29 protein-coding genes are annotated in these 25008 nt (G+C 47.7%); 8 read left to right on the top strand and 21 right to left on the bottom strand.

Annotated elements, in window-relative coordinates; genetic code table 11:
• The 16 genes from G470_RS0101490 to G470_RS12350 form a co-directional block, all read right to left on the bottom strand.
• The coding region (locus G470_RS0101490) for a helix-turn-helix domain-containing protein (RefSeq protein ID WP_028273280.1) at positions 1-221 on the bottom strand (221 nt) is incomplete at its 3' end.
• A gap of 165 nt (positions 222-386) precedes the next feature.
• Positions 387-1295, bottom strand: a complete 909-nt coding sequence (flgL, locus tag G470_RS0101485) for a flagellar hook-associated protein FlgL (protein ID WP_028273279.1) — start codon at positions 1293-1295, stop codon at positions 387-389.
• A gap of 3 nt (positions 1296-1298) precedes the next feature.
• Positions 1299-2726, bottom strand: a complete 1428-nt coding sequence (gene flgK, locus G470_RS0101480; RefSeq protein WP_028273278.1) for a flagellar hook-associated protein FlgK — start codon at positions 2724-2726, stop codon at positions 1299-1301.
• Between the two features lie 12 nt (positions 2727-2738).
• Positions 2739-3110 carry a flagellar export chaperone FlgN gene (locus G470_RS0101475; RefSeq protein WP_028273277.1) on the bottom strand — a complete coding sequence of 124 codons (372 nt, stop codon included), beginning with the start codon at positions 3108-3110 and terminating at the stop codon, positions 2739-2741.
• Complete coding sequence (locus G470_RS14520) at positions 3110-3397, bottom strand: flagellar biosynthesis anti-sigma factor FlgM (protein ID WP_028273276.1); 288 nt, start codon at positions 3395-3397, stop codon at positions 3110-3112. The genes G470_RS0101475 and G470_RS14520 overlap by 1 nt, the downstream gene beginning before the upstream one ends.
• Before the next feature lie 205 nt (positions 3398-3602).
• The gene (fliY, locus tag G470_RS0101465; protein ID WP_028273275.1) at positions 3603-4658 is read right to left on the bottom strand and encodes a flagellar motor switch phosphatase FliY; all 1056 of its coding nucleotides are present in this window, start codon (positions 4656-4658) and stop codon (positions 3603-3605) included.
• Complete coding sequence (gene fliM / locus G470_RS0101460; protein ID WP_035444827.1) at positions 4651-5652, bottom strand: flagellar motor switch protein FliM; 1002 nt, start codon at positions 5650-5652, stop codon at positions 4651-4653. The genes fliY and fliM overlap by 8 nt, the downstream gene beginning before the upstream one ends.
• Entirely contained in the window at positions 5652-6071 is a 420-nt protein-coding gene (locus G470_RS0101455) for a chemotaxis protein CheW (RefSeq protein WP_051258360.1), read from the bottom strand. The genes fliM and G470_RS0101455 overlap by 1 nt, the downstream gene beginning before the upstream one ends.
• Before the next feature lie 72 nt (positions 6072-6143).
• Complete coding sequence (locus G470_RS0101450) at positions 6144-6506, bottom strand: response regulator (protein ID WP_028273272.1); 363 nt, start codon at positions 6504-6506, stop codon at positions 6144-6146.
• A gap of 16 nt (positions 6507-6522) precedes the next feature.
• Positions 6523-7116 carry a chemotaxis protein CheC gene (locus G470_RS0101445; protein WP_240470622.1) on the bottom strand — a complete coding sequence of 198 codons (594 nt, stop codon included), beginning with the start codon at positions 7114-7116 and terminating at the stop codon, positions 6523-6525.
• Positions 7113-9119 (bottom strand): chemotaxis protein CheA, encoded by a 2007-nt coding sequence (locus G470_RS0101440; RefSeq protein ID WP_028273270.1) that lies wholly within the window; start codon positions 9117-9119, stop codon positions 7113-7115. Before G470_RS0101440 ends, G470_RS0101445 begins: the two co-directional genes overlap by 4 nt.
• A gap of 291 nt (positions 9120-9410) precedes the next feature.
• Positions 9411-10184: a CheR family methyltransferase gene (locus G470_RS0101435; RefSeq protein ID WP_028273269.1), complete on the bottom strand. Its 774-nt coding sequence runs from the start codon at positions 10182-10184 to the stop codon at positions 9411-9413.
• Between the two features lie 2 nt (positions 10185-10186).
• Positions 10187-10795 carry a CheB methylesterase domain-containing protein gene (locus G470_RS12360; RefSeq protein ID WP_084172026.1) on the bottom strand — a complete coding sequence of 203 codons (609 nt, stop codon included), beginning with the start codon at positions 10793-10795 and terminating at the stop codon, positions 10187-10189.
• 25 nt (positions 10796-10820) lie between these two features.
• Positions 10821-11321: a chemotaxis protein CheD gene (locus G470_RS0101425; RefSeq protein ID WP_028273268.1), complete on the bottom strand. Its 501-nt coding sequence runs from the start codon at positions 11319-11321 to the stop codon at positions 10821-10823.
• On the bottom strand, positions 11311-11808 hold the full coding sequence (locus tag G470_RS12355) for a chemotaxis protein CheW (protein WP_051258359.1): 498 nt from the start codon (positions 11806-11808) through the stop codon (positions 11311-11313). Before G470_RS12355 ends, G470_RS0101425 begins: the two co-directional genes overlap by 11 nt.
• Before the next feature lie 17 nt (positions 11809-11825).
• Complete coding sequence (locus G470_RS12350) at positions 11826-14066, bottom strand: methyl-accepting chemotaxis protein (protein ID WP_051258358.1); 2241 nt, start codon at positions 14064-14066, stop codon at positions 11826-11828.
• Between the two features lie 359 nt (positions 14067-14425).
• On the opposite strand from G470_RS12350, the gene G470_RS0101410 reads away from it, so the two are divergent.
• The 8 genes from G470_RS0101410 (at position 14426) to G470_RS0101375 (ending at position 19314) form a co-directional block, all read left to right on the top strand.
• Positions 14426-14779: a hypothetical protein gene (locus G470_RS0101410; protein WP_028273267.1), complete on the top strand. Its 354-nt coding sequence runs from the start codon at positions 14426-14428 to the stop codon at positions 14777-14779.
• A 201-nt stretch (positions 14780-14980) separates the two neighbouring features.
• Complete coding sequence (locus G470_RS12345) at positions 14981-15514, top strand: Na+/H+ antiporter subunit E (RefSeq protein ID WP_051258357.1); 534 nt, start codon at positions 14981-14983, stop codon at positions 15512-15514.
• Positions 15515-15517: 3 nt separating this feature from the next.
• Positions 15518-15784, top strand: coding sequence for an MrpF/PhaF family protein (locus G470_RS0101400; protein WP_028273266.1), 267 nt, complete (start codon positions 15518-15520; stop codon positions 15782-15784).
• Entirely contained in the window at positions 15784-16083 is a 300-nt protein-coding gene (gene mnhG / locus G470_RS0101395) for a monovalent cation/H(+) antiporter subunit G (RefSeq protein ID WP_028273265.1), read from the top strand. The genes G470_RS0101400 and mnhG overlap by 1 nt, the downstream gene beginning before the upstream one ends.
• Positions 16080-16649 (top strand): Na(+)/H(+) antiporter subunit B, encoded by a 570-nt coding sequence (locus tag G470_RS13715; protein ID WP_051258356.1) that lies wholly within the window; start codon positions 16080-16082, stop codon positions 16647-16649. The genes mnhG and G470_RS13715 overlap by 4 nt, the downstream gene beginning before the upstream one ends.
• Entirely contained in the window at positions 16624-17322 is a 699-nt protein-coding gene (locus tag G470_RS0101385) for an MnhB domain-containing protein (protein ID WP_028273264.1), read from the top strand. The genes G470_RS13715 and G470_RS0101385 overlap by 26 nt, the downstream gene beginning before the upstream one ends.
• Positions 17323-17347: 25 nt before the next feature.
• Complete coding sequence (locus tag G470_RS0101380) at positions 17348-17719, top strand: sodium:proton antiporter (RefSeq protein ID WP_028273263.1); 372 nt, start codon at positions 17348-17350, stop codon at positions 17717-17719.
• Positions 17719-19314 carry a complex I subunit 5 family protein gene (locus G470_RS0101375; protein ID WP_035444824.1) on the top strand — a complete coding sequence of 532 codons (1596 nt, stop codon included), beginning with the start codon at positions 17719-17721 and terminating at the stop codon, positions 19312-19314. Before G470_RS0101380 ends, G470_RS0101375 begins: the two co-directional genes overlap by 1 nt.
• Positions 19315-19387: 73 nt before the next feature.
• Here G470_RS0101375 and G470_RS0101370 read toward each other — a convergent pair whose 3' ends face one another.
• From G470_RS0101370 to G470_RS0101350, 5 genes are all read right to left on the bottom strand, one after another.
• Entirely contained in the window at positions 19388-19675 is a 288-nt protein-coding gene (locus G470_RS0101370; protein WP_028273261.1) for a hypothetical protein, read from the bottom strand.
• A gap of 250 nt (positions 19676-19925) precedes the next feature.
• Positions 19926-20921, bottom strand: a complete 996-nt coding sequence (locus G470_RS0101365; RefSeq protein ID WP_028273260.1) for an LLM class flavin-dependent oxidoreductase — start codon at positions 20919-20921, stop codon at positions 19926-19928.
• Between the two features lie 145 nt (positions 20922-21066).
• Positions 21067-22371 carry a PTS cellobiose transporter subunit IIC gene (celB, locus tag G470_RS12335; protein ID WP_051258355.1) on the bottom strand — a complete coding sequence of 435 codons (1305 nt, stop codon included), beginning with the start codon at positions 22369-22371 and terminating at the stop codon, positions 21067-21069.
• A 23-nt stretch (positions 22372-22394) separates the two neighbouring features.
• A complete protein-coding gene (locus G470_RS0101355; protein WP_028273259.1) occupies positions 22395-23495 on the bottom strand; it encodes a DUF871 domain-containing protein in 1101 nt (366 codons plus the stop codon).
• A gap of 120 nt (positions 23496-23615) precedes the next feature.
• Positions 23616-24953, bottom strand: a complete 1338-nt coding sequence (locus G470_RS0101350; RefSeq protein WP_028273258.1) for a M20 family metallopeptidase — start codon at positions 24951-24953, stop codon at positions 23616-23618.
• Between the last annotated feature and the right edge of the window lie 55 nt (positions 24954-25008).

The raw sequence follows: 25008 nt of genomic DNA, 5'->3' as shown, positions 1-25008 counted from the left end.
TCATAGTAGTCGTAGGTCTTCCCGTTCTGCTTCTGGCGGCGGAGCTGCTGGACCGTCCCGTTTCTGACTTCGCTGTTGATCGTCTCCGGAGCCCGCCCCAACACCTGGGCAATATCGCGATTCGAGTACTTTTCCTTCTTCAGGACCGCGATCTGGCAGCGCTCGGCGTAGGAAAGGTGTTTTCCCTTGCGGGATTCTGTGTTAAGATGGGTTTGTGTCACGTGAATTCATCCTTGTCTATTGAGAGTTAGTGGTAACCTCAATATACCAGAAATTCACGTGGCGTTTTTTCTTTGGCGGTGGCTAGCTTCATTATAAAATCTGCCGATTTATTTAAGTCGTAAATTTATATTTTTTTATAGAAAAAAATTGAACTATCTCTCTTATTAGAGATAGTTCAAAAGGTTTGTCTGTAGTATTTTTGTTCCTATTTGCAGAGAGGCTTTATACGCCACCATCTCCATGGAATACTGCATAAATTTCTCAGCCATGTCCACATCTTGTTTGCTTGAAAGCATTTCTTGAAGGTTTAACGATTCGCTCTCGTTACGTTCACGCGCAGATTCCAGACGATTGAAGATGGCTCCAATTTCGGTTCGAGTGTTCACGATATTGTTAAACTCTTGATCTGCTCGTTCAAGCAGATGTCCTCCGAGCGCCTCTGTATCATCCTCATCCAACGCAGTCAATACTTCCTTAAAGTAATCTCCGATATTTCCGTTTCCTTGGTCGTTCATCAACTGGTTGCCATCGGTTTTTAATTCCACAGTCACGCCAGGAGCGATTTCCCTTGGGAGATTGGTGTCTGTTCCATAATAGCTGATTCCTTGAAACTCCCCATTGACGTCTTTTTCAATTGAAAAAGGCGCATCGGTTGTGTTGGCTCCGGCAAAAACATAGCGTCCACCGAAGCTGGTGTTCAATGAATCCACCAATGTGCCAATCTCGGCTTCCACCTCGGCTTTTACCGCTTTCCGGTCTTCTGTATTCATCGTTCCGTTCGCAGCCGATTGAACCAACGTTCGAACTCTTTGCATGGAGTTGGTCGCATTCGCCAGCGCCGAATCCTGCACATTTGTCCAGTCAATTGCATCATCGATGGTGGTTTCGTACTGTTCGTTTTGAGTGATGCTGTTGTTGAGGTCCATGATTTTAGAAACCGTAATCGGGTCATCGGATGGACGGTTGACTTCTTTCAATGAAGACAACTGTTCTTGGTATTTCAATACTTTATTGGTGTTGTGGTTTAAGTTTCTTAAATAGCTTTTTGACATCAGTGAGCTGGTGACTCTCATTTCTTACACTCCTGTCCGGTTGATCAGCGTGTCGAGCATCTCCGATACCACGGAAATGACTCGGGAGTTCGCTTGGAACGCACTTTGGTAGCGGATCATGTTCACGACTTCTTCGTTGATGTCCACGCCCGACATCGACTCTCTCCGCTGTTCCAACAAAGCAACCAAATCTGTTTGGTTGGCAACCATGTTGTCGGATTGTTGCTTGATGATTCCCATGTCGGTGACCATCTCGTTGTAGTGGTTGAACAACGATGAACCTTCCGGGTCGTTTTCAAAAGACATGGTGTCTTTGCTGTAGTTCCATTCTCCAGCGTCCGTTCCCAGTGACGTGTTCTGCAAATCTGCGATGGCTTTGGCACGTGAACCGTCACCGGCCACATCGTTAGCCAAACTTCTTCCCGCATGCAATTTCGTCGGGTCGTCAACCAACTGTTGGTTGACGGAAATGCTTTGAGCGGCGTTTTCTCCAGAGCCGATGTTAAAAAAAGCTAAGTCACTCTCGCCGCCGTCTGTATGTATGGTGTTCACTGCAGTGGCCAAGTTGAAAGCAAATGTATCCAAATCTGCGCGTTTTTCGTTTACCACGTCCAATGCTTCCTGCAAACCTTTCATGCTGCCTTTATTCAAAGTAACCGCTTCTTCTGTGCCTTCTTCACTGACGATGGAAACTTGTCCTTCCGAGTCACTAGTCAGTTGACCCAAGGAGTTCTCGGTCACAACGTCATTGCCATCCAGTGTAATGAATGCCCGTCCAGTTCCGTCTCGTCTTACGTCTACCCCAGCGAGTTCAGTGAGTTTTCCTATCAAACGGTCCTGTTGGTCCAATAAGTCATTTGGCGACTGGCCTTTCACGGTGGCGTTGAAAATCTGCTTGTTCAATCCGTGAAGCTGTTCGGCGGTGGAGTTGAAATCCAACACGTCTTTTTCAATTTCACGGACGGTGTCTTGCGCCAAGCCTTCCATCTGGTTCCCCATATGGTTCATCCTGTCCAAAAAGGTTTCGGACTGGCGGACAACCATCGTTTTGGAAGTGGCCAATTCCGGGTTGGACGCGAGGTTGCTCCAAGAAACAAAGAATTCACTCAGTTGCTTGGACAAGCCGGTTTCGGATGGTTCGTTGTAGATGGCTTCTAACTGCCCCAGTACATCTGATTTTTGTGTGTACCGGCTCAAAGAGGCTTCCTCGTTTTGCAGCTGAGTGGTGACATAGTCGTCGGTGATGCGTGTCACACCGGAAATCTGTACCCCTGTTCCAACATATCCGACGCCGGCTACATCCTGCGGCATCGCCGCGTTCATCGTCACGCGCTGACGGGAATAACCGTCTGTGTTGGCGTTGGATAAGTTATGGCTGGTCGTCTGTAGTGCGGTTTGCTGCGCGCGCAGGCCGCTTGTTGCTGTGTTTAATGATCCAAAAAGTCCTGTCATGGTTGTTTCTCCTTATAACGATTGATCGAGTAATCCTGCGCTGCTGTTTTGTTCGTAGCTACCTCTTTTGGAATAGGTGATGGGTTTCTTTTTCGCTTCTTTTTGAAAAGCCTGTAAGAAGGTGTCGGTGTATTTCATGGCTTGTTTCGTCAACAGCAAATTCGTCTCCTGCAGCTCACGAATGTCCATTGCCAATTGTCTCACCGTGTCTTTTTCCTCGTCATTCCATTCCGCCTGATTCAAGGCTTCCACATAGGCTTCTTTTTCTTTGACGATAGCCTGCACCGCTTCGCCGTCGTTTTGAATCAGTGCCTCTTTTTCTTTCAAGAGCACCGCTTTAAACGACTCAAGCAGTTCCGGCAGTGTCCGTGTTTCTGTGGTCATTACTCGTTCCCTCTCTGGTTACGCATCGCCTGCATCATGCCTTTAGAGATGTCTTCCGGTGACACTTTATATGTGTTGTTCGCGATTGCCTGTTTGATTTCTTCTGCCCGAGCGCTGTGTCCTTGGTTCGCTGCTTCGGACAAGCGCTTGGCTTCTTCCGAAATGTTCACCTGTACGGATTTTTCTTGCGTTTGTTCATTGGAATTCGTTACTTTTTTTGTTGGTTGAGTTTTGGTTGTTTGCTGAATCGATTGGAGGTATTTGTGATAGCCGTTTTCGATTTTCATCTGTTGCACTCCTTTCAGATTGTCCTGCTCTTCATTATACATAAACAGATACGTGGGGAAATCCCCTTCCACTTTCTTTATCGACACTTTTTGAAAAGAGTTAACCATCTTTTTGAAAAATATTGTTTTTTGTGTGTGATTTTTTGAGTTATTACTCTGAGCATACAAAAATGACTGCCTCATGAGAGACAGTCATTCCTTTTAATTAATTCAAATGACGGATACGTTCGGCTTTGCTTAAGATGTTCGTGATGCGGATACCGAAGCTTTCATTGATCACAACCACTTCGCCTTCCGCGATCAACTGGCCATTGACATAGATTTCCAACGGTTCATCGGTCATCTTGTCCAGCTCAACCACAGAACCGGCACCCAAAGACAAAATATCTTTGATGGTCTTCTTGCTCTTTCCGAGAAGGACGCTAAATTCCAACGGCACATCCATAATCAAATCCAGGTTTCTCGGTACATTGGTCGGTCCTTTATCGGACAATTCTTGGAACGCTGGTTTTTGGATTTCCACTTTCTCTTCCACTGGCTCCATCTGCGTTGTCTCCTCTTCCACTGCGACTTCACGACCGTTCAGGGTGACCGCTTCGTCTTTCAACATGATATCGATGATTTCTTCGACGGTCTCCATCGGGAAAATCTGCATGATTTCGCTCTCCAGCAGCCCTTCCACGGTCAATTTGAACGCAATCGCCACGATGGTCTCGTCCTGTTCGCTTTCAGAGAGGGTAGTCTCTTGTTCCACGTCCCATGTACGAATTTCAGGAGGATTGATGTCCACTTTACGGTTGAACATCGTCGCCATCGCCGTTGAAGCAGTCCCCATCATCTGATTCATCGCTTCGCCCACGGCGCTCAATTCCAATTCCGTGAACTCTTTATCAGCCACGCCTTCCCCGCTGTTCCCCATCATCAAGTCCGCGATGATGTTGGCATCCGGGATATCGATCATCAGCATGTTGCTGCCTTTCAAGCCTTCTTTGAACTCAATGGTTGTCACCACTTTTGGAATGGTGCTTTCTTCAATGATTCGTCTCACCGGAACCGCAAATACACGCGGAGTGGTGATATTGACTTGATGGTTCAACAAGGTCGATAAGGTGGTTGCTGCCTGGGACATGGAAATGTTCCCGACTTCACCGATGATGTCGGCCTGTGTTTGGTCGATCAACTCTTCGGCGACTGGTTCATCTGCAGCCACATTCCCGTTCATCAAGGCATCAATTTCTTCTTGTGTTAACATTTCACTCATCTGTGGCTTCTCCTCCAGTAAACTGTAATACTTCCACGGCCATCTGGTTGTCTACGATGCCCGGTTTGACCCGGTAATACGGCCGGTCTTCGACCAACATCGTAAGCGGCGCTGACGTTTTGTTGTCCAATTGGATGACGTCGCCCACTTCCATGTCCAGGAAGTTTTCCACCGACATGTAGGCTGTTCCCAGTTCCACTTCAACCGATACCGGAACCCGCTCCAAATTCTTGGCGAATTTCTGATGATCGGATTCATCCGCGCCTTTGCCTTCGTGAAACCAGTTGCGGAAGCTTAATTTATCTAAAATATCTTCAAAGAATATGTAAGGTATACAAACATTCATAAACGTACGGTTTTGACCCAGAGTGATGCTGAAGGTGGTCAGGACGACGGCTTCGTTCGGTGACATCGTCTGCAACAGCTGCGGATTGGTGTCGATCGAATCGAGTTTGGTGTCCAACTCGGTGATTCCACGCCAGGAACTCTCGAACGCTCGGACAAACGTCTGGATCACTTCTTCTAAAATAGCCAGCTCAATATCTGTGAAGCTCTCTTTAGTTGATTCCATCGGCGTGATGGCATCATCATCGTATCCGCAAAGCACTTCCACCATCTGTAGAGACAACTGCGGATTGATTTCGATAACCTGGCTGCCTTTATGCGGCTGACTGCTCATTGTTCCCATTAAGGTGAACCGGGGAACGGAATGGACGAATTCATCGAAACTGACCTGCTCGATGGATTCCATTTTCATCTCCACTTGTTTGCGGAGCTGGGTGGACAATTGATTGCCTGCAATTTTCGAAAAGTCTTCCAAAACCATGGTGATGGTACTGAGGTATTCTTTCGATAATCGGACAGGCCGCCGGAAATCATATGCTTTTACTTTTGGCTGTTCCGTTTCCGCCAACAGCTCCTCATCAAATTCCCCTTTGTCCATCGCTTCCAACAATGAATCGATTTCTTGCTGCGACAATACTGCTTGACTCACTAAGATCCCTCATTTTCGTTGAAAAGATTCGTCAAGTCGATGACATTGACGACGTGCTCGTATAAAGTCACCAATGAGGATACGGCTTGACCGCCGTCACTTGGAGCAGGTTGAAAATCATGTTCTTCCGCTTCCGTCACTCCGATGACTTCATCCACCATTAACGCCACTTTTTTCTTATCGAGTTGCGCAATGATTGTATTATTATAACACGTTCCGCCTTCCGGTTCATCAATGTTCAACAAATTGTGCATATTTACTAACGTCATGACATGGCCCCGTAAGTTGACCAAACCTTCCACCCATTCAGTACTTTTAGGAACCTTGGTGGATGAAAGACGGTTGGTGATTTCTTCCACATGAGTAGTCGGCAGACTATAATAAGTATTATTTAATGAAAAAACAATTAACTGCATCATTTCACGCTCCCTTCCTCACTCACCTAATGCAAGGACCAAGTCAGAGTAGTTTCGACTTGGTCCTCATTTCTTTTAATTTGCGACTTTGTCCAATGCTTTGATGACACGCTCTGTGTCAAACGGTTTGACGATGAAATCCATCGCTCCTGCACGGATGGCATCCATCACCATGGACTGCTGGCCCATGGCACTGCACATCAACACAGTGGCGTTTGCATCAAACGCTTTGATGGCTTTCAACGCTTCCACGCCGTCCATTTCCGGCATCGTGATATCCATTGTCACGATGTCCGGTTGGGTTTCTTTGTATTTTTCAATGGCTTCGCTGCCGTTTTGCGCTTCTCCCGCCACTTCGTATCCATTTTTTTCCAAGATGTCTTTCAATTTAATTCGCATGAATGCTGCGTCATCGACGATCAATACACGTTTTGCCATTTTTAATAATCCCCTTTTATCTGCTTAATTGATTGGTTAATTCCTTCAAAAACTCCGGTTTCGGCACAAAATAAAGTGAACCTTCTATTTTGTCGCCGTCACTCCAAAATTCATTTTTCATAATTAAAATCGAACTGTCGTACTGTTCCTGCTCCAAGTAAACCGAACTCAACACCGACCCAAACAAGTCATAGGTCATCACCGGAACGGAAGCGGACAGGTGAATGTCCAACAGTTTCATCGTGGCGTTCAAAAATGAGTTGACCAAGATGTTGACCAGTTCCGAAACTGCCGAATCGACGAGTTCCTGTGTCGGTTCCATGTCTTCCGGAAACATCATCGCGGCCAAGTGTTGGGCGTCTTCGGGCGAAGCCACAAACAAAAACAAGCCTTCCCCTCCGTGAAGCTGCATCAACACCACTTTCACCACTTCGTCTTCTGCGCGGATGGAACGGAACACGTCCTCGTATTCCATCCATTCCAACGTCGGGACTTCCATGTTTACCCGGCGGCCGATTAACGCCGACAAGCTGGTGGCGGCATTTCCCCCGCCGATGTTGATCACTTCCTGCAGCGCACTTTGCATCAGTTCATCTTTGTACGACGTCATGCCGGTGTGCCCCGTCTCGCGCCGCAGATGGTCGACAAGTCCAAGATCAAAACGACTTCCCCGTTTCCAAGGATGGTGGCGCCCAAATACTGGTCCAACCCATCCAGTTCTTTGCCTAGCTCTTTGATGACAATCTCTTTTTGGTAGACCAATTCATCCACCACCAGCGCATGGTACGTATCCCGCAGTTTGACCAGGATGACATGCGGGATGGTCTCTTTGTCCGGATTCAACCCGAGTGCTTGGCTCAAATGCGTAACCGGGATGTATGCCCCTTTATATAAATACACTTGGGAATGGGGGACCGAAGCCACTTTTTCTTCGTCATACACTTCCACTTTTTCAATCACGGCCTGCGGAAGCGCAAAGGTTTCCCGCCCGGCTTTCACCAACAATGACTGGATAATAGACAGGGTCAACGGCAAGGTAATCCGGAAAGTGGTTCCTTTTCCGACTTCACTGATAGTTTCGATGGTCCCGTTCAAACCGAGAATCTTTTCTTTCACCGCATCCATCCCGACGCCTCTTCCGGAAACACCGGTGACTTGTTCTTTTGTCGAAAAGCCAGGATGGAAGATGAGCTCTTGCAATTCTTTGTCGCTCAAACCGTCTGTTGCGATGCCTTTTTTCTCGGCACTCTTTTGAATGGCCTGCGGATCGAGTCCTTTTCCGTCATCGGAAATGGTGACCACCACGCGGTTGCCTTCCGGATACGCCGCAACTTTGACGGTTCCCTGACGCGGTTTGCCGAGGACTTCCCGCTCATCCGGCGTTTCGATGCCGTGGTCAGCGGAGTTCCGCAACAAGTGAACGAGCGGTTCGCTCAGTTCAGAGACCACCGTCCGGTCAAGTTCGGTGTCTTCGCCTTCAATCACCAGTTGGATATCTTTTTCCAGCTCGTCGGCTAAATCCCGGATCATCCGCGGGAAACGCTGGACCGCCACGCTGAACGGCTGCATCCGCAGCTGCAACACCACTTCCTGCATTTCCGATGTGATACGGGCGACTTGTGTGAGCGGTTCGTTGATTTCGTCAATCTGGAACTTCGAGCTGATGTCTTCCAGCCGCGTTCGGTGAATGACCAGTTCCGAGACCAAGTTCATGAATTGGTCCAACCGGTTCAAATCGACACGGATGGTCTGTTTGATGGCGCGTGCCTGCTTCTTGGTCTGTTTTGCAGGTGCTTCTTCTGATGTTTCGGCAGAGGCCACTTGTTTCTTCGCCTCTTCCATTTGTTTCAAAACGGTAGAAGCATAGGCCACAGCGACTTCTTCGATCTCCACCACATCATAAATCAGCTCTTTGATTTTGGCTTCTTCCAGCTTGGAGACATAGAGAAGGTGGAAATCTTGTCCAAAGTCTTCGTTTTCCAATGTTTCTGCACCTGGTTCGCTGCGGATGACCTCGCCTTGCTGCGCCAAGTTGTTCAACGTCATGAATGCGCGGACGTTTTTCATCATGCTTTCGTTGTCCACACGCACCGCAATGACATAGGCTTTATATCCCGCCTCGCCCGCTCTGTAAATCACTTCCCTGTCAGACGATTCGATCGTTTCTAGTGTCGGAACCAAGGATTGCTCCTCAGCTGTTTCATTGGACGCGGCGTTCCCGCCCGGCGCACCGCCTTGAGAAGCGCGTTCCAATCGGTCAACCAGCCCTGAAATGTCGACTTCACCTTCCCCGCCTGCACGCAAATCTTCCACGATATCGTTCAATGTGTCCAAACAAGTAAAAATCAAGGAGATGGCGTCATGGTCAACCGGCAGTTCTTTTTTCTTGAACAATTCAAAGACGTTTTCCATCCAGTGGGTGAGCTTGGCCATGGCATCAAAGCCCATGGTCGCCGCCATTCCTTTCAATGTATGGGCAGACCGGAAAATAGCGTTCATCAATTCCATATCTTCCGGCGCCTGCTCCAACTTCAAAATGTCTTCATTCAACGTTTCCAATAATTGATCGGTTTCTTCAAAAAACAGGTCACGATAGGCACTGTTGTCCTCCATCGTCTCACTCCTTTCCATGTTAGTTCTATCAACTATACTCTCAATAAGAAAATCAGTTCCTCCAATTGAAATCTCTGGAGGAATAGTGGTTGCTTGTAGCCATGTAGAAGGACGAAATGCGAATGTACGAAACGTTAATGCTTTAGCATTTACGTTTCGTTTGAGGCTTGAGAGTCTGAAGACTACAGGCTTCAGACGGTCCCATGGCTTTTTACAAGCAAACACGTCCATTCCGGAGGTAATTTCATGCACTGTATCAGCAATACATTCCTCCCCACTTTATTTCTCTTCTTACATTTTTTCATAAATAAAGGAAGCTACTTTTTTCAATCCAAACTGTTCCGGACGGTAGATGGTTTCCGTCGCTCCCGTGAACAATAACCCACCGGGTACCAAAGCGTCACTGAAACGTTGGTATAAATCATTTTTTACTTCCGTTTTGAAATAAATGGTGACATTTCGACAGATGATGGCATGGTAGTCCTTCCCAAAGGAGTCCCTCAACAAATCATGCTTTTTAAAGGTGACATTCTGACGGATTCGCCGGTCCAACACATATTTTTTATCGGACTGTCGGAAATATTCTTTCTTTTCCAACAACGGAAGGTTCTTTAATTCAAACTCAGTGTACACACTTTCACGCGCTTGACTCAACACCGTTTCATCCAAATCGGTGCCTAAAATGTTTTCTTTCAATGATAAGTTGTGCTTATGTACAATCATCGCCAATGAATACGGCTCTGCCCCGGTCGAGCAGGCTGCGCTCCAAATTTTCAACGGCCCAAATTGCGGCGCCAGTCTGGAAACCAACAGTTCTTCAAAGTTGTCGAATAACTCTTTGTTGCGGAAAAAATCCGTCACATTGATTGTAATATAATCTAAAAACTCCTCACGGACAATGGGGTCCCTTTGAATCAACTTAGAGTAATCTGCCAAAGAAGTCGCGCCTGCCTGTCCCATGACCGTGTTGATCCGACGCTGCAACTGTTTTTCTTTGTACGCATGCAATTCCAGTTTTAAATGCTTCTGCGCCCACTCATAAAATGTATTAAAATCCCACTCCATATTTACACCTTAACCATTTCTTTTACTTTCTCAGCTACCACTTCCAAAGATGCCATTTCGTCCACTGCACCGGCTTCCATGGCGTGTTTCGGCATCCCGTATACCACACTGGATTGTTCGTCCTGTGCCAGCACATAGCCGCCTTTTTGTTTCACTTTCAAACAGCCGGCTGTGCCATCCCGACCCATGCCGGTCAACACCACCGCCGCCACTTTTTCTTCATACTGATTTGCCGCTGACTCAAACAACAAATCGACCGCCGGCTTCACTCCATGCACTTTTTCAGTGTCCAACAATTTGATGCGCGTGGACTGCACCGCCATGTGTCTTCCGCCGGGGGCCACATACACCATTCCTTTTTGGATTCGCATTCCGTCTTCCGCTTCAACCACCGGAATCGGGCTGCAACTGTCCAACCGTTTCGCGAAGGATGCGGTGAACCCTGCCGGCATATGTTGGACAATGAAAATCGGAACACCCACACGCGACGGAAGGGACTGCACAACGGATACCAACGCTTTAGGCCCACCGGTCGATGCGCCGATCACCAATGCTTCAATGGCCCACGGACGCTCGGCATTCGTCTGCTTGTCAGGATTTTTTTGTGTCAAGTCGTTTCCTCATTTCATCTGTTTGTTAAATCTGATGCAGTTCGCGGTTGACCATCCGCACAGTCACATCGAATGTGTCCAAATCAACCATCATCGTGCGCCCCATGTTTCCGCCTGTGTGTTCGCCCAATAATGGGATTTTCAACTCTCCCAGTGTCTGTTTGACCGCCTCGATGTTTCGTTCCCCGATCTGCAGTCCTTTTGTATTTGTGTTGAATTGGAACATGCTGGCGCCGCCCGCAATTTTGGCGACCAGTTTCGCGTTGGTCCCTTTGCTCAGTTCTTCCGCCACTTTTGGGATGGCCAAATCTGCAAACTTCACCCATTTGCTTGTGTCTTTGAACGCTTGGCTGTCCGGAAGCATGATGTGAACCAATCCTCCGATTTTGTTGTACGTGTCGTACAATGCGATTCCCACACACGACCCGAGTCCGATGGTGATGAGCGAGTGCGGAGCCTGGGTGATTTTGTAGTCCGCAATGCCGACTTTCACTTGTTCCGGAGCAGCGGTTTGTTTACTGTTCATGGTCTCCTGACACTGCAGCGGCTTCCCTCTCAGGTTCAAGCAGTGCCTGCAGTTCCAAGTCGCCTTTTTCTTCAAACAGCTGGTTGATGTCCAGTGCGAGGACAATGCCGTCTTCGGTCCGGATAAAGGCGGACACAGGCGATGCGGAGTCATCGATGACCGACACTTTATCGGATTCTTGGTCCACTTGTTCGGCATCAAAAGACTGGACAGCCATCACTTCATCCACCGCCAAGCCGATGCGGGATGTTTTCCAATTGACAATCAGCACCTGCGCTTCTCCTGCGTTTTCCAGCACATCGTTGAACAATCGGTTCGGCAAGTCAATGACGGGAAGGACGCGGCCTTCCACGTCCATCACCCCCATCACATACTCCGACACATCCGGCATCTGTGTGACGTTTTCCAGCTGGTTGATTTTGTCTGCTGCGCTGATCGGCACAGCGAACCGCTGTTGTTTGATGCGGAATACAATTTGTTGTTCCATTTCGCAATCCCTCCTTGTTACTGAATGTTTCCGGTCACTGCCAAGGACTCTTCCGTTGATTCTGCCGGCAGTTCTTCTTCGGCTTCGGTTTCTTTCAAGTTGAATTGGTTCACCGATTCTTCCAATTCCTCAGCGACCCGTTTCATCTCATCGATGGATGATTGGAATTCTTCCATCGTCGCCATGATTTCTTCGGCATTGGCGGAAACTTCTTCTGTGCTGGCGGCATTTTCCTGTGCCGACGCAGAGATGTTTTCCAACGCTGCCATCACTTCGTCTTTGCGTTCACGGATAAGGACAGAAGAACGCGTCACCGCAAGGATGGAGTCCACCAGTTTTTCCACTTCGGTGGAGACTTTGCCGGACGACTCCAACGCATCGTTGATTTTCGCTGTCTGTACGTCGCTTTCTTCGTCTGTTTTTTCCAGCGTCTGCACCATGCTAGCGGATTTGTGCTGGATGCCGCGTATGATGTCATCGATGTCTTTTGAAGACTGGGCGCTTTTTTCTGCCAGTTTCCGGATCTCACTGGCGACCACCGCGAATCCTCTTCCGGCATCTCCTGCCCGTGCCGCTTCAATGGACGCATTCAAAGCCAGCAAGTTGGTCTGCGAAGAAATCCCTTTGATGACTTGAAGGATGTGTTCAATGTTTTGGATGTCCGCATCGACCACTTGAATTTCGCCTTTCAATTCCTGCAGTGTTTGGATGGTCCGTTGCCAGTTTTCATTGACCTCTTGGATGGCTTCCGCGTTTTCGCCGTTTGCGACGATGGTACTGTCCGCGTACACACCCATCTGTTGGCCGTTCGCTTCGATTTCATCCACACTGTCCGACAATTGGCTCATCTTCTCAGCCGTTTCTTCCGTGTCCTGTGTCTGCGTGTTGGTTGCCTGTGCAACACCGGCGATGGTTTCTGTGACTTCTTCCGTTGCCCGCGTTGTCTGAAGGGAACTGTCCGCCATCGTTGCCGTGTGCTCCAGGAGGGCTTCGCTTCTTTCTGAGATGCCGCCCACCGTGTCATGGAACGTCTGCATCGTGTGGTTAAATGAAAGAGCGATTTGATGCAATTCATGTCCGGTTGGATCCAGTTGTTTTTCCTCAGTCTCTTCTGCATTCTTAGAGAACTTCTGTTTCCGCCATTTGTTTACTCCCTCAATCGGAGAACGGAACAATTCTTTTGCAGTCAATCGGACGGTCAGATCGCCTGCTTGTGCCTGCGCAAACGCGTTCTGGAAGCTGGCGGTCATAGACAGTATGGCTTTGGACAGCACCCATGCGACGAATAATGCAATCAACGTCCATACCACACCGATGAAGAGCGACTGCAGCAACAAAGTCCGTTGTTCGGTGTGCATCTCATCTTCCATCACCATTCCGTAAACGGTCAGCCCCATGTCGCCGATGGTTTCGTAGTAAATGCCGTGCTCTCCGTTGTTGACGACCTTGTCCTTGACATACCCGCTCTCTCCGTCAGTTCCTTGAAACAGGTCGGAGTCCGAGATATTGGTGCCGATCAGTTCCGGCTTTTGGGCCATTTGCACCACCCCGTCGTCAGAGACAATCATCAAGCTGCCTGTTCTGGCGATTTCCGCATCCTGCAGCTCTCTCGTCAACGCATCCAAATCGATGTCCAATGCCATGACACCTTGGTCTTCCCTTTGGCTGACCAATAATTTGGAGGCCGTGACGGTGACTTCATTGGTAATCGGATCTTTTGTGGGTTCGCTCCAATGGATTTCTCCTTTTGCGTCCAACGCTCCCTTGTACCATGGCTGTTCGTGCGGATTGTAGTCCGCATCGTTGATTCCAGCTTTCGTCCCCACGATGTCTCCACTAGCCGCACCAAAGTAGACATCTGCAAAGTATTGATTTCCCGATAGAGAATATGTAAAACGGTCCATGATGTCGATTTGAACGGATGAATTGTCTTCATTTTGGTTGAAATGAACCAGCCTTCCGTCGTTGATCATCCGGTTCAGTGAACTCTCTGCTCCTGTCCCCGCATTGGCAATCGAATTCACCACGTTCCTGGTGATTTGCTGCTGTTGTTCTTCAATCCGCTCCCTCAACAAATAGGTTGTCTGCGTGTAAGACGCAACCGCCAGTACAAAAACCGGTACCAACATCAAGGCGAGCAACGCAGGAAAAATAATCCGGCTCAAGCTCTTCTGATTTTTTTGCGGCTTTCTCCCCTTCTTTCTGTGTCTTTTCTTAAAACGAGACAAAAACGATTCATTGCTTTTTGTCTTCCCCATCTCTATCTCCCCTTTATGAATCAGTGCTTACTATATTGAATAATTAACCCCTATGTTCCCTTTATCGGTTGTTTCTGTAGAAAATTAAGATGAACGCTTCTTTTTTGTTTTTTATTTAAGATGATTTATTTCGCGCTACGATAAGGTTTTCTGCTCTTTTTTCTGTTTTTCTTAAAAGTTCAAAAAACTGCCACAAATTGCATATGCTGAATTTAACCACTTTCTAATGAAACGGTATAAAAACGAAAGAATAACATCTCTGTTTTTAAGTATCCGCTTTCAACGTTGTTGTCTTCTCTCCGAAGTTTAGCTATATTTAAAATTGTATGAAACATCACTACCTCTTTGGAGGGGTTATGATGGAAAATTTGATCAAAATGTTGATTGGGTTGTTTTTGGTATTGCAGACGGTAAACTGGTTTGCGTTGCAAATCTACCGCATCAAGCTGGACCGCCAGTCTGAACCGGTGACACAGCTTCAAGCGGAACGAGTGGTTCTACATATTCGCCTGATTTATTTCTGGCTGCTTTCTGACTACTACACTTCGCGTATGCAGGAAATTTATTACCTGCTTTACGAAAATCCGGAAGTCAATCCGAAAACGACGCAAAAATTGCGCCGTATAGATGAAACGCAGAATGGTCCGCGGCTTGCCGAAATTGCAAGTGGCGAAAAGATAACAGGCAAAAAAGCACGTTTTCTATTTTCTTAGAAACTGTGTTTTTTTGTTTTTTGGAGTGAACACCACCTCCTCTGTCTTCTTGAAAAATGACAGCGGTCAGGACACACAATGCACGCCATTTTATTAGTTTCCGGAATGAGTATGTGTTACTTTAAAATCTACTATGTGTTCTATGAAAGAAACATGTCCAATACATACGTTTCTTGACTCAACTTAAAAAGGATGTGAATGATGTTGAAAAATGAGAGAACTTCTTTTGGGCAGAGTCTTCCTCGGCATTTAGGTCAATTCTCTTTGCTGTTTGTTTTGTGGATCGTGTTGTTTGAACGTCTGGATGGGTTCGTTGTATGGACAGGAATTTTCGCCTCTATTTCTGTCGTTCTTTTTACCAACCGCTATCTTCTGCGCGGAAAATATCCTGATTATTATTCCGTCAGTTTTTCGTTTATTTTAAGATACGGCGCTGTCCTGCTGAAAGAGATTTTTTTCGCGGGATTCAGTGTGCTGCCCAAAATTTTCAGCCGGAATGTGGATGCGGAAATCGTCTTGTATACAACCAAACTCACCAATCCCCTGCTGGTGAATGTGCTGGCCAATTCCATCACTTTGACGCCGGGAACGGTGACAGTGGAGAAAAACAAAAGCCAGCTGAAAATATTGACTTTTGCAAATGCAGAAAAAACCGCGGAAGACATCATTCCATCCAACTTGGAACGGCTTCTGCTGGAATACGAACAAACCAAACATACTAAAACAGGAGGTTGAGTCATGTTTCATTATATCAACGAAGCCGTATTGGTTGTGATTGTGCTGTTAATGATCAGCGCCGTCTACAGAACGTTGGCGGGGCCGACCTATTGGGACCGGCTTCTCGGCGCCAACCTGTTGTCCACCAAAATCATCATGGCCATTGCGTTGTATGCATTGATCACCGAACAAATTTATTTTTTGGATGTGGCAATTTTGTATGGGCTGTTAGGTTTTCTGAGCACCATCTTGATTGCCCGGTTTATTGAGAGGAAGGGGGATGTGTGATGGAGCTGATTGGAAATATCTTTTTGATTCTCGGCTTGTTTTTCATCGTTCTCGGCACATACGCGGTCAATCGGTTCAGAAACTTTTATACGCGTATCTTGATTGCCTCCAAAGTCGATACGGTCGGCTTCCTCTTTGTCATTCTGGGATTAATCGCAAAAAGTGGCGCATCCTTTTTCTCAGCCAAACTGATGGTGATCTTGTTTTTCTATCTGATCACCAATCCTATTTCAAGCCACTCCATTCTCCACTCAGCTTATCATAATGGCTTCAGGATAAAAAAGGAGGAAAGCAAATGATTGAAAAAGTACTGTTGGTGGCTCTTGTTGTGTTGGCCATTGTGGTGACGCAGTCCAACAACTTATTGCGTTCCCTCATTTTGTTGGAAGTTTTTTCCCTGTTGATTGCGTTGGCCTACCTGCTTTATCAAGCACCGGATGTAGCGCTGGCCGAAGTCGCTATCGGTTTGGGGTTGTCGACTGTGCTGTACTTGGTCGGCATCAAACGAATCCGCGTGTTCCATATTTGTTATGTGTTTGATGAAACCCAAGCTGTCCGAGATGCCCATATCGCGGAAGTGGAACCGACTGTGGTCCGGCCTTTGGAGTTGTTTTTGGAAAAAAGAGAAAACGTGGAACCGCACATGGCGTATTCCAATAAATCTTTAAAAGACGTCATTGAAAACGACCAACCCGATTTGATTGTTTACCAAGGCGCAGAAAAGTTGTACTTCATCGGAAATCAAGACGACCAAGTATACCAAGACGTGCTTTCTTCTTCCGGTGACATCGTGGACGGAAGTTTTCAAGTGGAAGGCATATCGATTGAGAAGGTGAAAAATGATGACATCCTCCAAAGCTATTAGTCTGTTGCGTTTGTTGGTCGTATTGATCGGTGCGTCTTTGATGCTGGGCATCTATTCGACTTCGTTTGAGAGCTTCGGAACCCAGTTGAAAGAATTTTTCACGACAGATTTTCTCGCAGAAACAGGTGCATCCAACTCGGTCGCCGCCATTTATCTCAATTACCGGGTGTACGATACGTTGTTTGAGGCGTTGATGCTGATGGTCAGTGTCATCGAAGTCATCAACGTGTCTTGGTACAAAGAACGACGGGCTTACAGTTTTGTCACGCCGCGCATCCAGCTGCACCAGTATTCGGAAATCATCATCCAGATGGTCAGTTTCGTCTATCCGTATGTACTGCTGATTGGATTGTACGTGATGGTCAACGGCCATGTGTCCCCGGGCGGCGGATTTCAAGGAGGGGCCATCCTGGCGACCGCTCTGATTTCCCGTTATTTGGTGAATCCGAACTTTGATTTGAAAATAGACGGGTTCGAGCGTACCGAAAAAATCTTGTTTGTGTTTATTTTACTGACACCAATCAGTTACTTGTTCTTACAGTGGCCGCCTGTGACGGCGGTTTTGTCAGACGGAGCCTATATGATCTTGATGAACACATTGATCGGCTTAAAAGTGTTCTCGGGTTTGAGCATCATTTTTTATCGGTTTGTCTATTATGAAGCACAAGAATGAGTGGATTGGTTAAAGGAGGGCATTTATGGAATTCATTACAGCAGAAACAGTGAGCGTGTTAATCTTTTTTATCGGTTTATACGGCTTGATGACCCAAAAAAATATCATCAAGACCATCATGTCTCTTTCCATCATGGAATCAGGAGTGTATTTGTTTTTTATCACAACAAATTTATCCGAGAACAGTACCCCTCCCATTGGAGAAGGCGACCCTGCTCTCTTTGCGGACCCGGTTCCGCAGGCGCTGATGATCACCGCCATCGTGATCGGCATCGGCGTAACGGCCATCGGGCTGACCATGTTCGTCCATTACAAACAAAAATACGGCATCACCAATTGGACACGGAAAGTGGCGGACCCCAGCCGTACTTCCGATGACGAAAGGAGCGCGCCTTGATGCTTTATTTATATGTGTTGGCTCCTATTTTAGTTGGATTGTTGGCGTATATTTTACGACGCAATCAATCGGCATCTTTTGTCTTGGTCTTGTTCCAGGCCCTGGATACACTCGCCGTCGTCGGTTTGTTTTGGCAGGTCCGTCAAACCGGAACCATCGTCAACAACATCGGCGGGTGGCCGGACGGCATGGCCATCACCCTTTACGTTGACCAGTTGGCTGCCGCCATGCTCTTGATGACGTCGATTTTGTTTTTATTTTTCATTCTCTTTTCTTATAAACAGAACTATTTCACTGCTCAGTTTTTCTTTTTATTTATGGTCCTCCAAGGCTTGCTGAACGGGCTGTTTTTAACCAACGACTTGTTTAACATCTTTGTTCTGTTGGAAGTGTCAACCGTCACGGTCAGTGTCTTGATTATGTTTAACAAAGAAAAACAAGCCATTTATGACGGGATGATTTACTTTTTCGTCAACGTCATCGGCTCGGCGTTTTTATTGTTTGGCATCGGGTTTATTTACAAAACTTTCGGCCTGTTGGATATTCGGGCGATCGGACAATCCATGGAACTGGTGGAAAACAGCCGGGCGGTCATTATTCCCTATGCGTTGATGTTTACGACTCTCTCGTTGAAAACAGCCGTCATGCCGTTGTTCAGCTGGCTTCCGAAAGCCCATGGGACGCCGAGCGCTCCCCCGGTTGTGTCGGCTTTTCTGTCGGGGTTGTACATTAAAATCGGGGTGTATCTGTCCATCCGGTTCAGTGACATGTTCGGCTCTGCGATTGACATGCAGAACTTTTTCTTTGTCCTTGGTTTCTTCACCTCCGTCATCGGGTTTGTCTTGGCGTTGTCTCAAAAAGACATCAAATTGATTCTTGCCTATCACACCGTGTCGCAGGTCGGGTTAATCATTGTGGCATTGAATATGGATTCGGAAATTGCCTTCTGGGGCGGTGTCTACCACATTTTCAACCACGCGTTGTTCAAGTCTGCCCTGTTTTTGACTGCAGGATTGATTTATAACGTCTACGGCACCCGGAATGTTTATGAAATCCGCGGCGTGATGCGGAAAATGCCTTTGGTTGGAGTGGCCACTTTGTTTGCGATTCTAGGCATCACCGGGGCGCCGTTTTTCAATGGCAGTTTGTCCAAATACATGATTGCCCATGGAACAAACAGTCCTGTGGTGGCTGCCATGTTGAACCTCATCAACTTGGGGACTATTACATCCTTTGTTAAGTATTCCACCATGCTGTTCGGAAGAGACACCGGAAAAGAAGCAAACTTGGACCGGTACAGTCAGTGGTCGGCTCTTGGTTTGGGAATCATGTCGTTGTTGACAGGTGTGTTTGGCCGCCAGACGATTCGCCTGTTGTTTGATTACTCGTTGACGGTATCGCAAGCGGAATATTTCCAAAAAGGCGTCGTCTACTTTGTGATGATCGCTGCCGCTGTTTTGTTGTACAGAGGACCTGTGAAAAACAGCAAACTGTTAAACAAAGCTGGAGCCATCGAGTTCACTTTCAACGGAACCATTACGGCCGTTGCGCTTTACTTAGTCGGGCTTCTCGGCTGCTTGTTGATCACTGTTTAACACAAAAGAGAGCTGGAGACTTCATTCTCCAGCTCTCTTTTTTTATTTGGGGGCACTGTTCGTTTTTCTTTGATTACTCCAGTGCTTCCGGAACAGCCAGAGCCAGATCGGCTTCAAATGTCTCTTCCGGTTCTTCCGGGATGTACAAATAGATATCGTATAAATACTGGCTGCCGGTTAAAATCATATCCGTCACCAAGTTGTATGTATGGATTTCCTGCATCCCCGTGTCACTGTAAATGCTTGACCGGAAAGCGACCGTATCCAATGTTTCTTCCGCTTCTAATTTCGCTTCTTCTACCAATTGGACGATGCCTTCAACCGCTTCTCGTTCCTGCACTTCGATCGGTTTCGGAAACACCTGTTGTTTCGTTAATCATTTATTGAAACCTTTACTAAAAGAAGACAGAAAATTTACTTGTGAAGCTCTGGGTAGAAAAAAAGAATGACGACTGGAATCATTTTTTCGTTTGAGCTGTCATTGAACAGCTGTCTGATGTAGACTCACCGCCGAAAAAAGTTGAGTCTACATCCGAAGAAAAAATAAAAAAGCGGCCTCTGTGAAAAGAGACCGCCGCATCAGTGAATTCGAGCTGATTTGTTCTGCCGGCTTACAGCAATTCTTTTGCCAGCAATTTGTAGGTATTCAATCGTTGTTCCTGCGAGTGCGCGATGCTGCAGATCATCGCTTCTTGGAAACCGTAGACTTCTTGGTCTTGACGCAGTTTGTCTGCGACCTCTTTCGCCGTCCCGACCAAGTGGATTTCCCGGTTTTGTTGGATGCCGACTTTTTCGGCTTCGGTCAACGGGTATTCCTGCGCTTCTTCCGGGGTCATAAGTGGCTCCATCCGTCCTTGCGCTAAATGAATGCGCGCGATGTCCTGCGGTTTGGCTTGGAATTCCGCTTCTTCTTTTGTTTCCGCCACCGTCACCAAATACGCCACGCTGATTTCCGGTTTTTCCATAAATTCAGAAGGCTGGAAATTCGACCGGTACAATTCAAAAATCTCTTTGCGCATCGCTCCCAGCATGAAGAACTGGGCAAAGGAATACCCCAACCCCATTCTGCCCGCTTGGATGGCGCTGTTTCCGCTGGAGCCCAACAACCAGGCTTCAGGGAGTTGGATTCCTTCAGGCGACGCAATCGTTTTGTTGTACAACGGGTCGTCCGGCACTTCGTCTTTGATCAACTCCAACGCCACATCCAGTTTTTCATACAAATGATCCAATTCAGGAGTGGCGCCTTGGGACAAGGCATAAATGGCATTGTGGTCTCCTCCCGGTGCGCGTCCCACACCGTAATCGATACGGCCTGGTGCCAGCGCACTCAACGTTTTGAAGACTTCCGCCATTTTCAACGGCGAATAGTGCATCATCATCGTACCGCCTGTCCCGAGTCGGATTTTTTCTGTTTTGGCGGCCAAATAAGCCGTCACAATTTCCGGTGCGGAACTGGCAAAAGCGTCGCTTCCATGGTGTTCCGCCATCCACAATCGGTAGTACCCCAGTTCTTCTGTCACCTGGGCCAGTTCCACCGCTTTTTCCAACGCACCCTGCCCGGTGTTGCCTCGGGTGATTGGGGCTTGATCCAATACGCTTAATCTCATCTGCTTCCCTTCCCTCCATAAATGTCTACTTCTACTATATCGGTCCGGGGGTACCCTTTTCAATGGAAGAAACTTTTTTCAATCGAAAAGAGACCGGCTGTCAAAGAAGCCGGTCCCTTTATTCCCATCAGTCGCGACATTTGATTTATGCTTGCGGTTGCTGCATCTGTTGGGTGTAATGATCTTTTTCTCTGCTTGCGCGCTCTTCCTCTTCCACTCTTAATTTATCTTTATCCAAGCTGCGGACGAACGGGTAGTAAATCAATGTGGACACCGCCACCGTGACGATTTGAATGACTGCACCACTGTTCTGCCCGCCTGTTGCCAAGTACCCACTGATGATTGGCGGCATCGTCCACGGAACCACAATTCCCGCCGGCTTGGCTACCAGCCCTGAAGCCATCGCGAAATAGGTGATCAAGGCGTTGGCCATAGGAGAAAGAATGAACGGAACCAACATTTTGAAGTTCAAAACCACCGGGAGTCCGAACATGACTGGTTCATTGATATTGAAAAGTCCTGGTAAGAAGGACAGCTTCCCCATTGCTTTGTTTTGCTGGCTCCTGACGAAAAAGAACAAGCAGATTACCAATCCAATGGTTGCCCCGCCTCCGCCGATCCAGACAAAGTTCATCATAAATTCATTGGTAATAATGTGCGGCAGTTCCTCTCCCGCTTGAAATGCCAGACGGTTCGCATCTGTGTTTTGAAGCCAAATCGGCTGAATAATTGGGTTTGTGGTATTGGCTCCATGGATTCCGATAAACCAAAACAGGGAATTGAACCCTACCATCAAAAGTGTTCCCCAGATGCTGCTGCCCACGGCGCTTAGCGGCCGGCCTAATGTGTTGGTCAACACATCGTGAATGTTTTCAATTCCAGAAATTTGCAAAATAATATAGATGGCCGACCAGAATAGGATGACCATCAGCCCCGGCAGCAACGCCGCAAAAGATTGACTGACAGCCGGTGGAACGCCATCCGGCATTTTAATCACCCAATTTTTTTGCACAAAGAAACGGAAAATCTCTGCGGAACTTAAGCCCACGACAATGGCCACGAACAGCCCGCTGCTGCCAAGGTAAGTATAGTTCACTCCAGCTCCGGTTTCGCTGACCAAATCCGGAGATACCAATATATAGGCGGCAATAGCCAGGATACCAGCAGACGTGCCATCCGTATGATAATAATTGGCTAAGCTGCGGCTCATGCCGAATACCGCCGCCAACGCCATGAGTCCGAACGTTGCGTTGACAATCTTATTGATCCATTCGTTGATGCCATATTCAGCCAACATTTCTGGATACCCTTGGATTGGCAAGTTCCCTAAAATCAAAAAGATGGAACCGATGATGATGAGCGGCATCGCCAGAACAATCCCGTCCCTGAGTGACTGCAAGTGACGTTGAGCAGCGATTCTACCCGCGTATCTTTCCAACGTTTCTATCATTGTCCATTCCTCCTAAGGCTGCTTCATTTATTTCCTTCACGCTCTACGAATTTGAAACTAGACCAAGGCTGCAAGCAATCCAATAAAAACAATGCATCGTCTTTTATCTTTCCTACGACATTTCGAGTGCCATCGTCTTCCATTTCGCGAAGGGCAATTTGCGTTTCGCCTTTGTATTGCCCGAAATCGTCGTTTCCGATTATCACTGCTCCTTTCTCCAAAGGTCCCGTGCGGTGGACAGGGAATGCTTCTTCTTTGTATTTCACGCGTGTCTGGGTGGAGCGGATCATATACTCCGACCGGTCGCCCCGGTAGTTGTGCAGCTCGTCCAAAATCACCTTGCGCTCCAACTCGGTGGCTTCTTCCGAAAATTCCACCGGAAGCAAATGATGCGGACTGTGGAAGACGTCGCTCATCCGGCGCAGTCCTTCTTCGCTGGCATACGCGTTCCCGATCAACACATCATCAATGGTGTCCATCATTTTGTAGTGTGCCACTTGCAGTTCGATCGGCAGGGTACGGTGAGACTCGAGCGTACACAAACCTGTTTGCACCGGCCACGGTCCCAGCTCGCCCACTTGAGAGGTGACAAACACGGCAGTATTCAAACGATAACGGTTGTATTGAGCCGTCGTCTCCTCGAAGTGGTCCTGGGCCAAACCGGTGTAGCGCTGCGGATAAAAGTTGTGGGACGCCCACAGTTTTTCTTTTTCCGGAAGGTAGCTCATCACATTATCGATGTACTTCGTGCCGCTGCTCATGTTGACTTCGATGATCAAACCGTATTCATTTTTCGTCATCAGCGCCTCTTCCGCTCCGGAAAACCCGAGGTCGAGCCGGATGCCCGAAGCGCCCAGCGAATGGAAAAAACTCAAGTCGTCGTAACTGATGTCGAGTTGACCAAACAGGCGCGGGTTGATATCCAGAATCGTTTCCATCCCAAGCGAATTGCCGTACTCAATGATGCGTTTGTATTTGGCGATAACTTCCGAGCTGTCGCCTTCTATTTCCAACAAACTGGTAAAAATACGGGTGAAGCCATACTCGTGGGCCAAATCGAGATACGCTTTGTCCTCTTCAAATCGGCTTTTTGACGGATAAATCGACACACCTAATCGTTTCACGCAATCCACTCCTATGCATATTTTATTGGTTCTTGCATTAATTATAGCGCTTTCAAATGCGATTACAAAGAGGAATTGAAAAAAAACCTTCCCTTAATAAGAGAAGGTTTCCTTTTCTGCTTATTTGCAGCACAATTCGACGATTGTATCTGCATAGACGTCCATGGCGTCATACAGTTTTTCCAACTCGACGCCTTCATTTTCTTGGTGGGCCAAGCTCGGTGTGTTCGGGAAACGGGCGCCGTACGCGACCATGTTTCTCAATTTTCTTGCATAGGTGGCTCCGCCGCTGACATATGGTTCGGTCATGTCGCCGGTTTTTTCCCGGTAAATGTCCAACAGTTTGGTGACCAGTTCGCTGTCTTTCGGTACATACAACGAAGGAATTTCGTCATCCAAGTAATAGTGCAGGCCGAATTCCCCTGCTTTCTCTCTCATGACAGCTTCCAACTCTTCCTGGCTGGCCGTGACCGGAATCCGCATGTCGATGACGATTTCGGTTTTGTTTTCATCGATCTCGATGCTGCCGACGTTCAAGGTCATCTGCCCGGACACTTCATCTTTCACTTCGCCGAAGAGGCTTTCTCCGTTGGCTTCGCTGCCGATGGATTGTGTCAAGAAGGTCAATGCCGGTTCGTCGTGGTGTTTGGCCAATGCTTGAGCCAATTCTATCACGGCATTCACACCGGTTCCAGCGACACTGGCATGGACCGATTTCCCGTAAACTGTGACGGTCTGGCCTTCCAATTGGGATTCGGCGCCCATTTCAAGCAACGTGGCGGATACCGCTTCTGCGTCTTCCCCGCTGTAGCTGGCTTGTCCTGGCACAACGTTCGGTGCGCCGCCGACGTTCAACTTCAACGTGTCGCTTCCCGGACCGACCAAGCGTGCCTGCCACAGTCCTTTTTCAGCGTACGTCAACGGGAAAGTGCCGTCCGGAACAAAACCGAAGTGCGGTTCTTCTTCCTGTTGTTTGTATGCATCGATGCCGCGCCAGTAACTTTCTTCGTCCGTACCGAAAATGAAGCGGATGCGTTTGTTGAAGGTGTACCCTGCGTCCACCACCGCTTTGAAGGCATACAAAGCCGCAATCGTCGGGCCTTTGTCATCCTGCGTGCCGCGTCCGTAAATGACGCCGTCTTTCACCACTCCTTCAAACGGATTGGTTTCCCATCTGGAGACGTCTCCTGCCGGCACGACGTCCAAGTGGCATAAAATCCCTACCAATTCTTCGCCTTCTCCGTAATCGGCGTAACCATAATAGCCGTTCGGTTCATAAAAGGTCGACATTCCCAGCTCCTCACAAATTTTTAGTGTGGCTTTCAAGCTGTCGTCGATGGCTTTCCCGAACGGTTTGCCGGACGTGTCGTTTTCGTCCAGCACAGATGGAATCGCGATGATTTCTTTCAAACTTTCAACGCTCGCCATTTTGTGTGCGTCTTTGATCAATGAACTCATACGTTTGCCTCCTTCTTTTCCTCTAGCTTACACCAGTGAAGGAGGAATTGCACCG

It is taken from the genome of Atopococcus tabaci DSM 17538 (assembly GCF_000429585.1).
Taxonomy (GTDB): Bacteria; Bacillota; Bacilli; order Lactobacillales; family Carnobacteriaceae_A; genus Atopococcus; species Atopococcus tabaci.
Note: the sequence above shows the minus strand (reverse complement) of the source record. Positions and strands in the feature narration are given on the sequence as shown.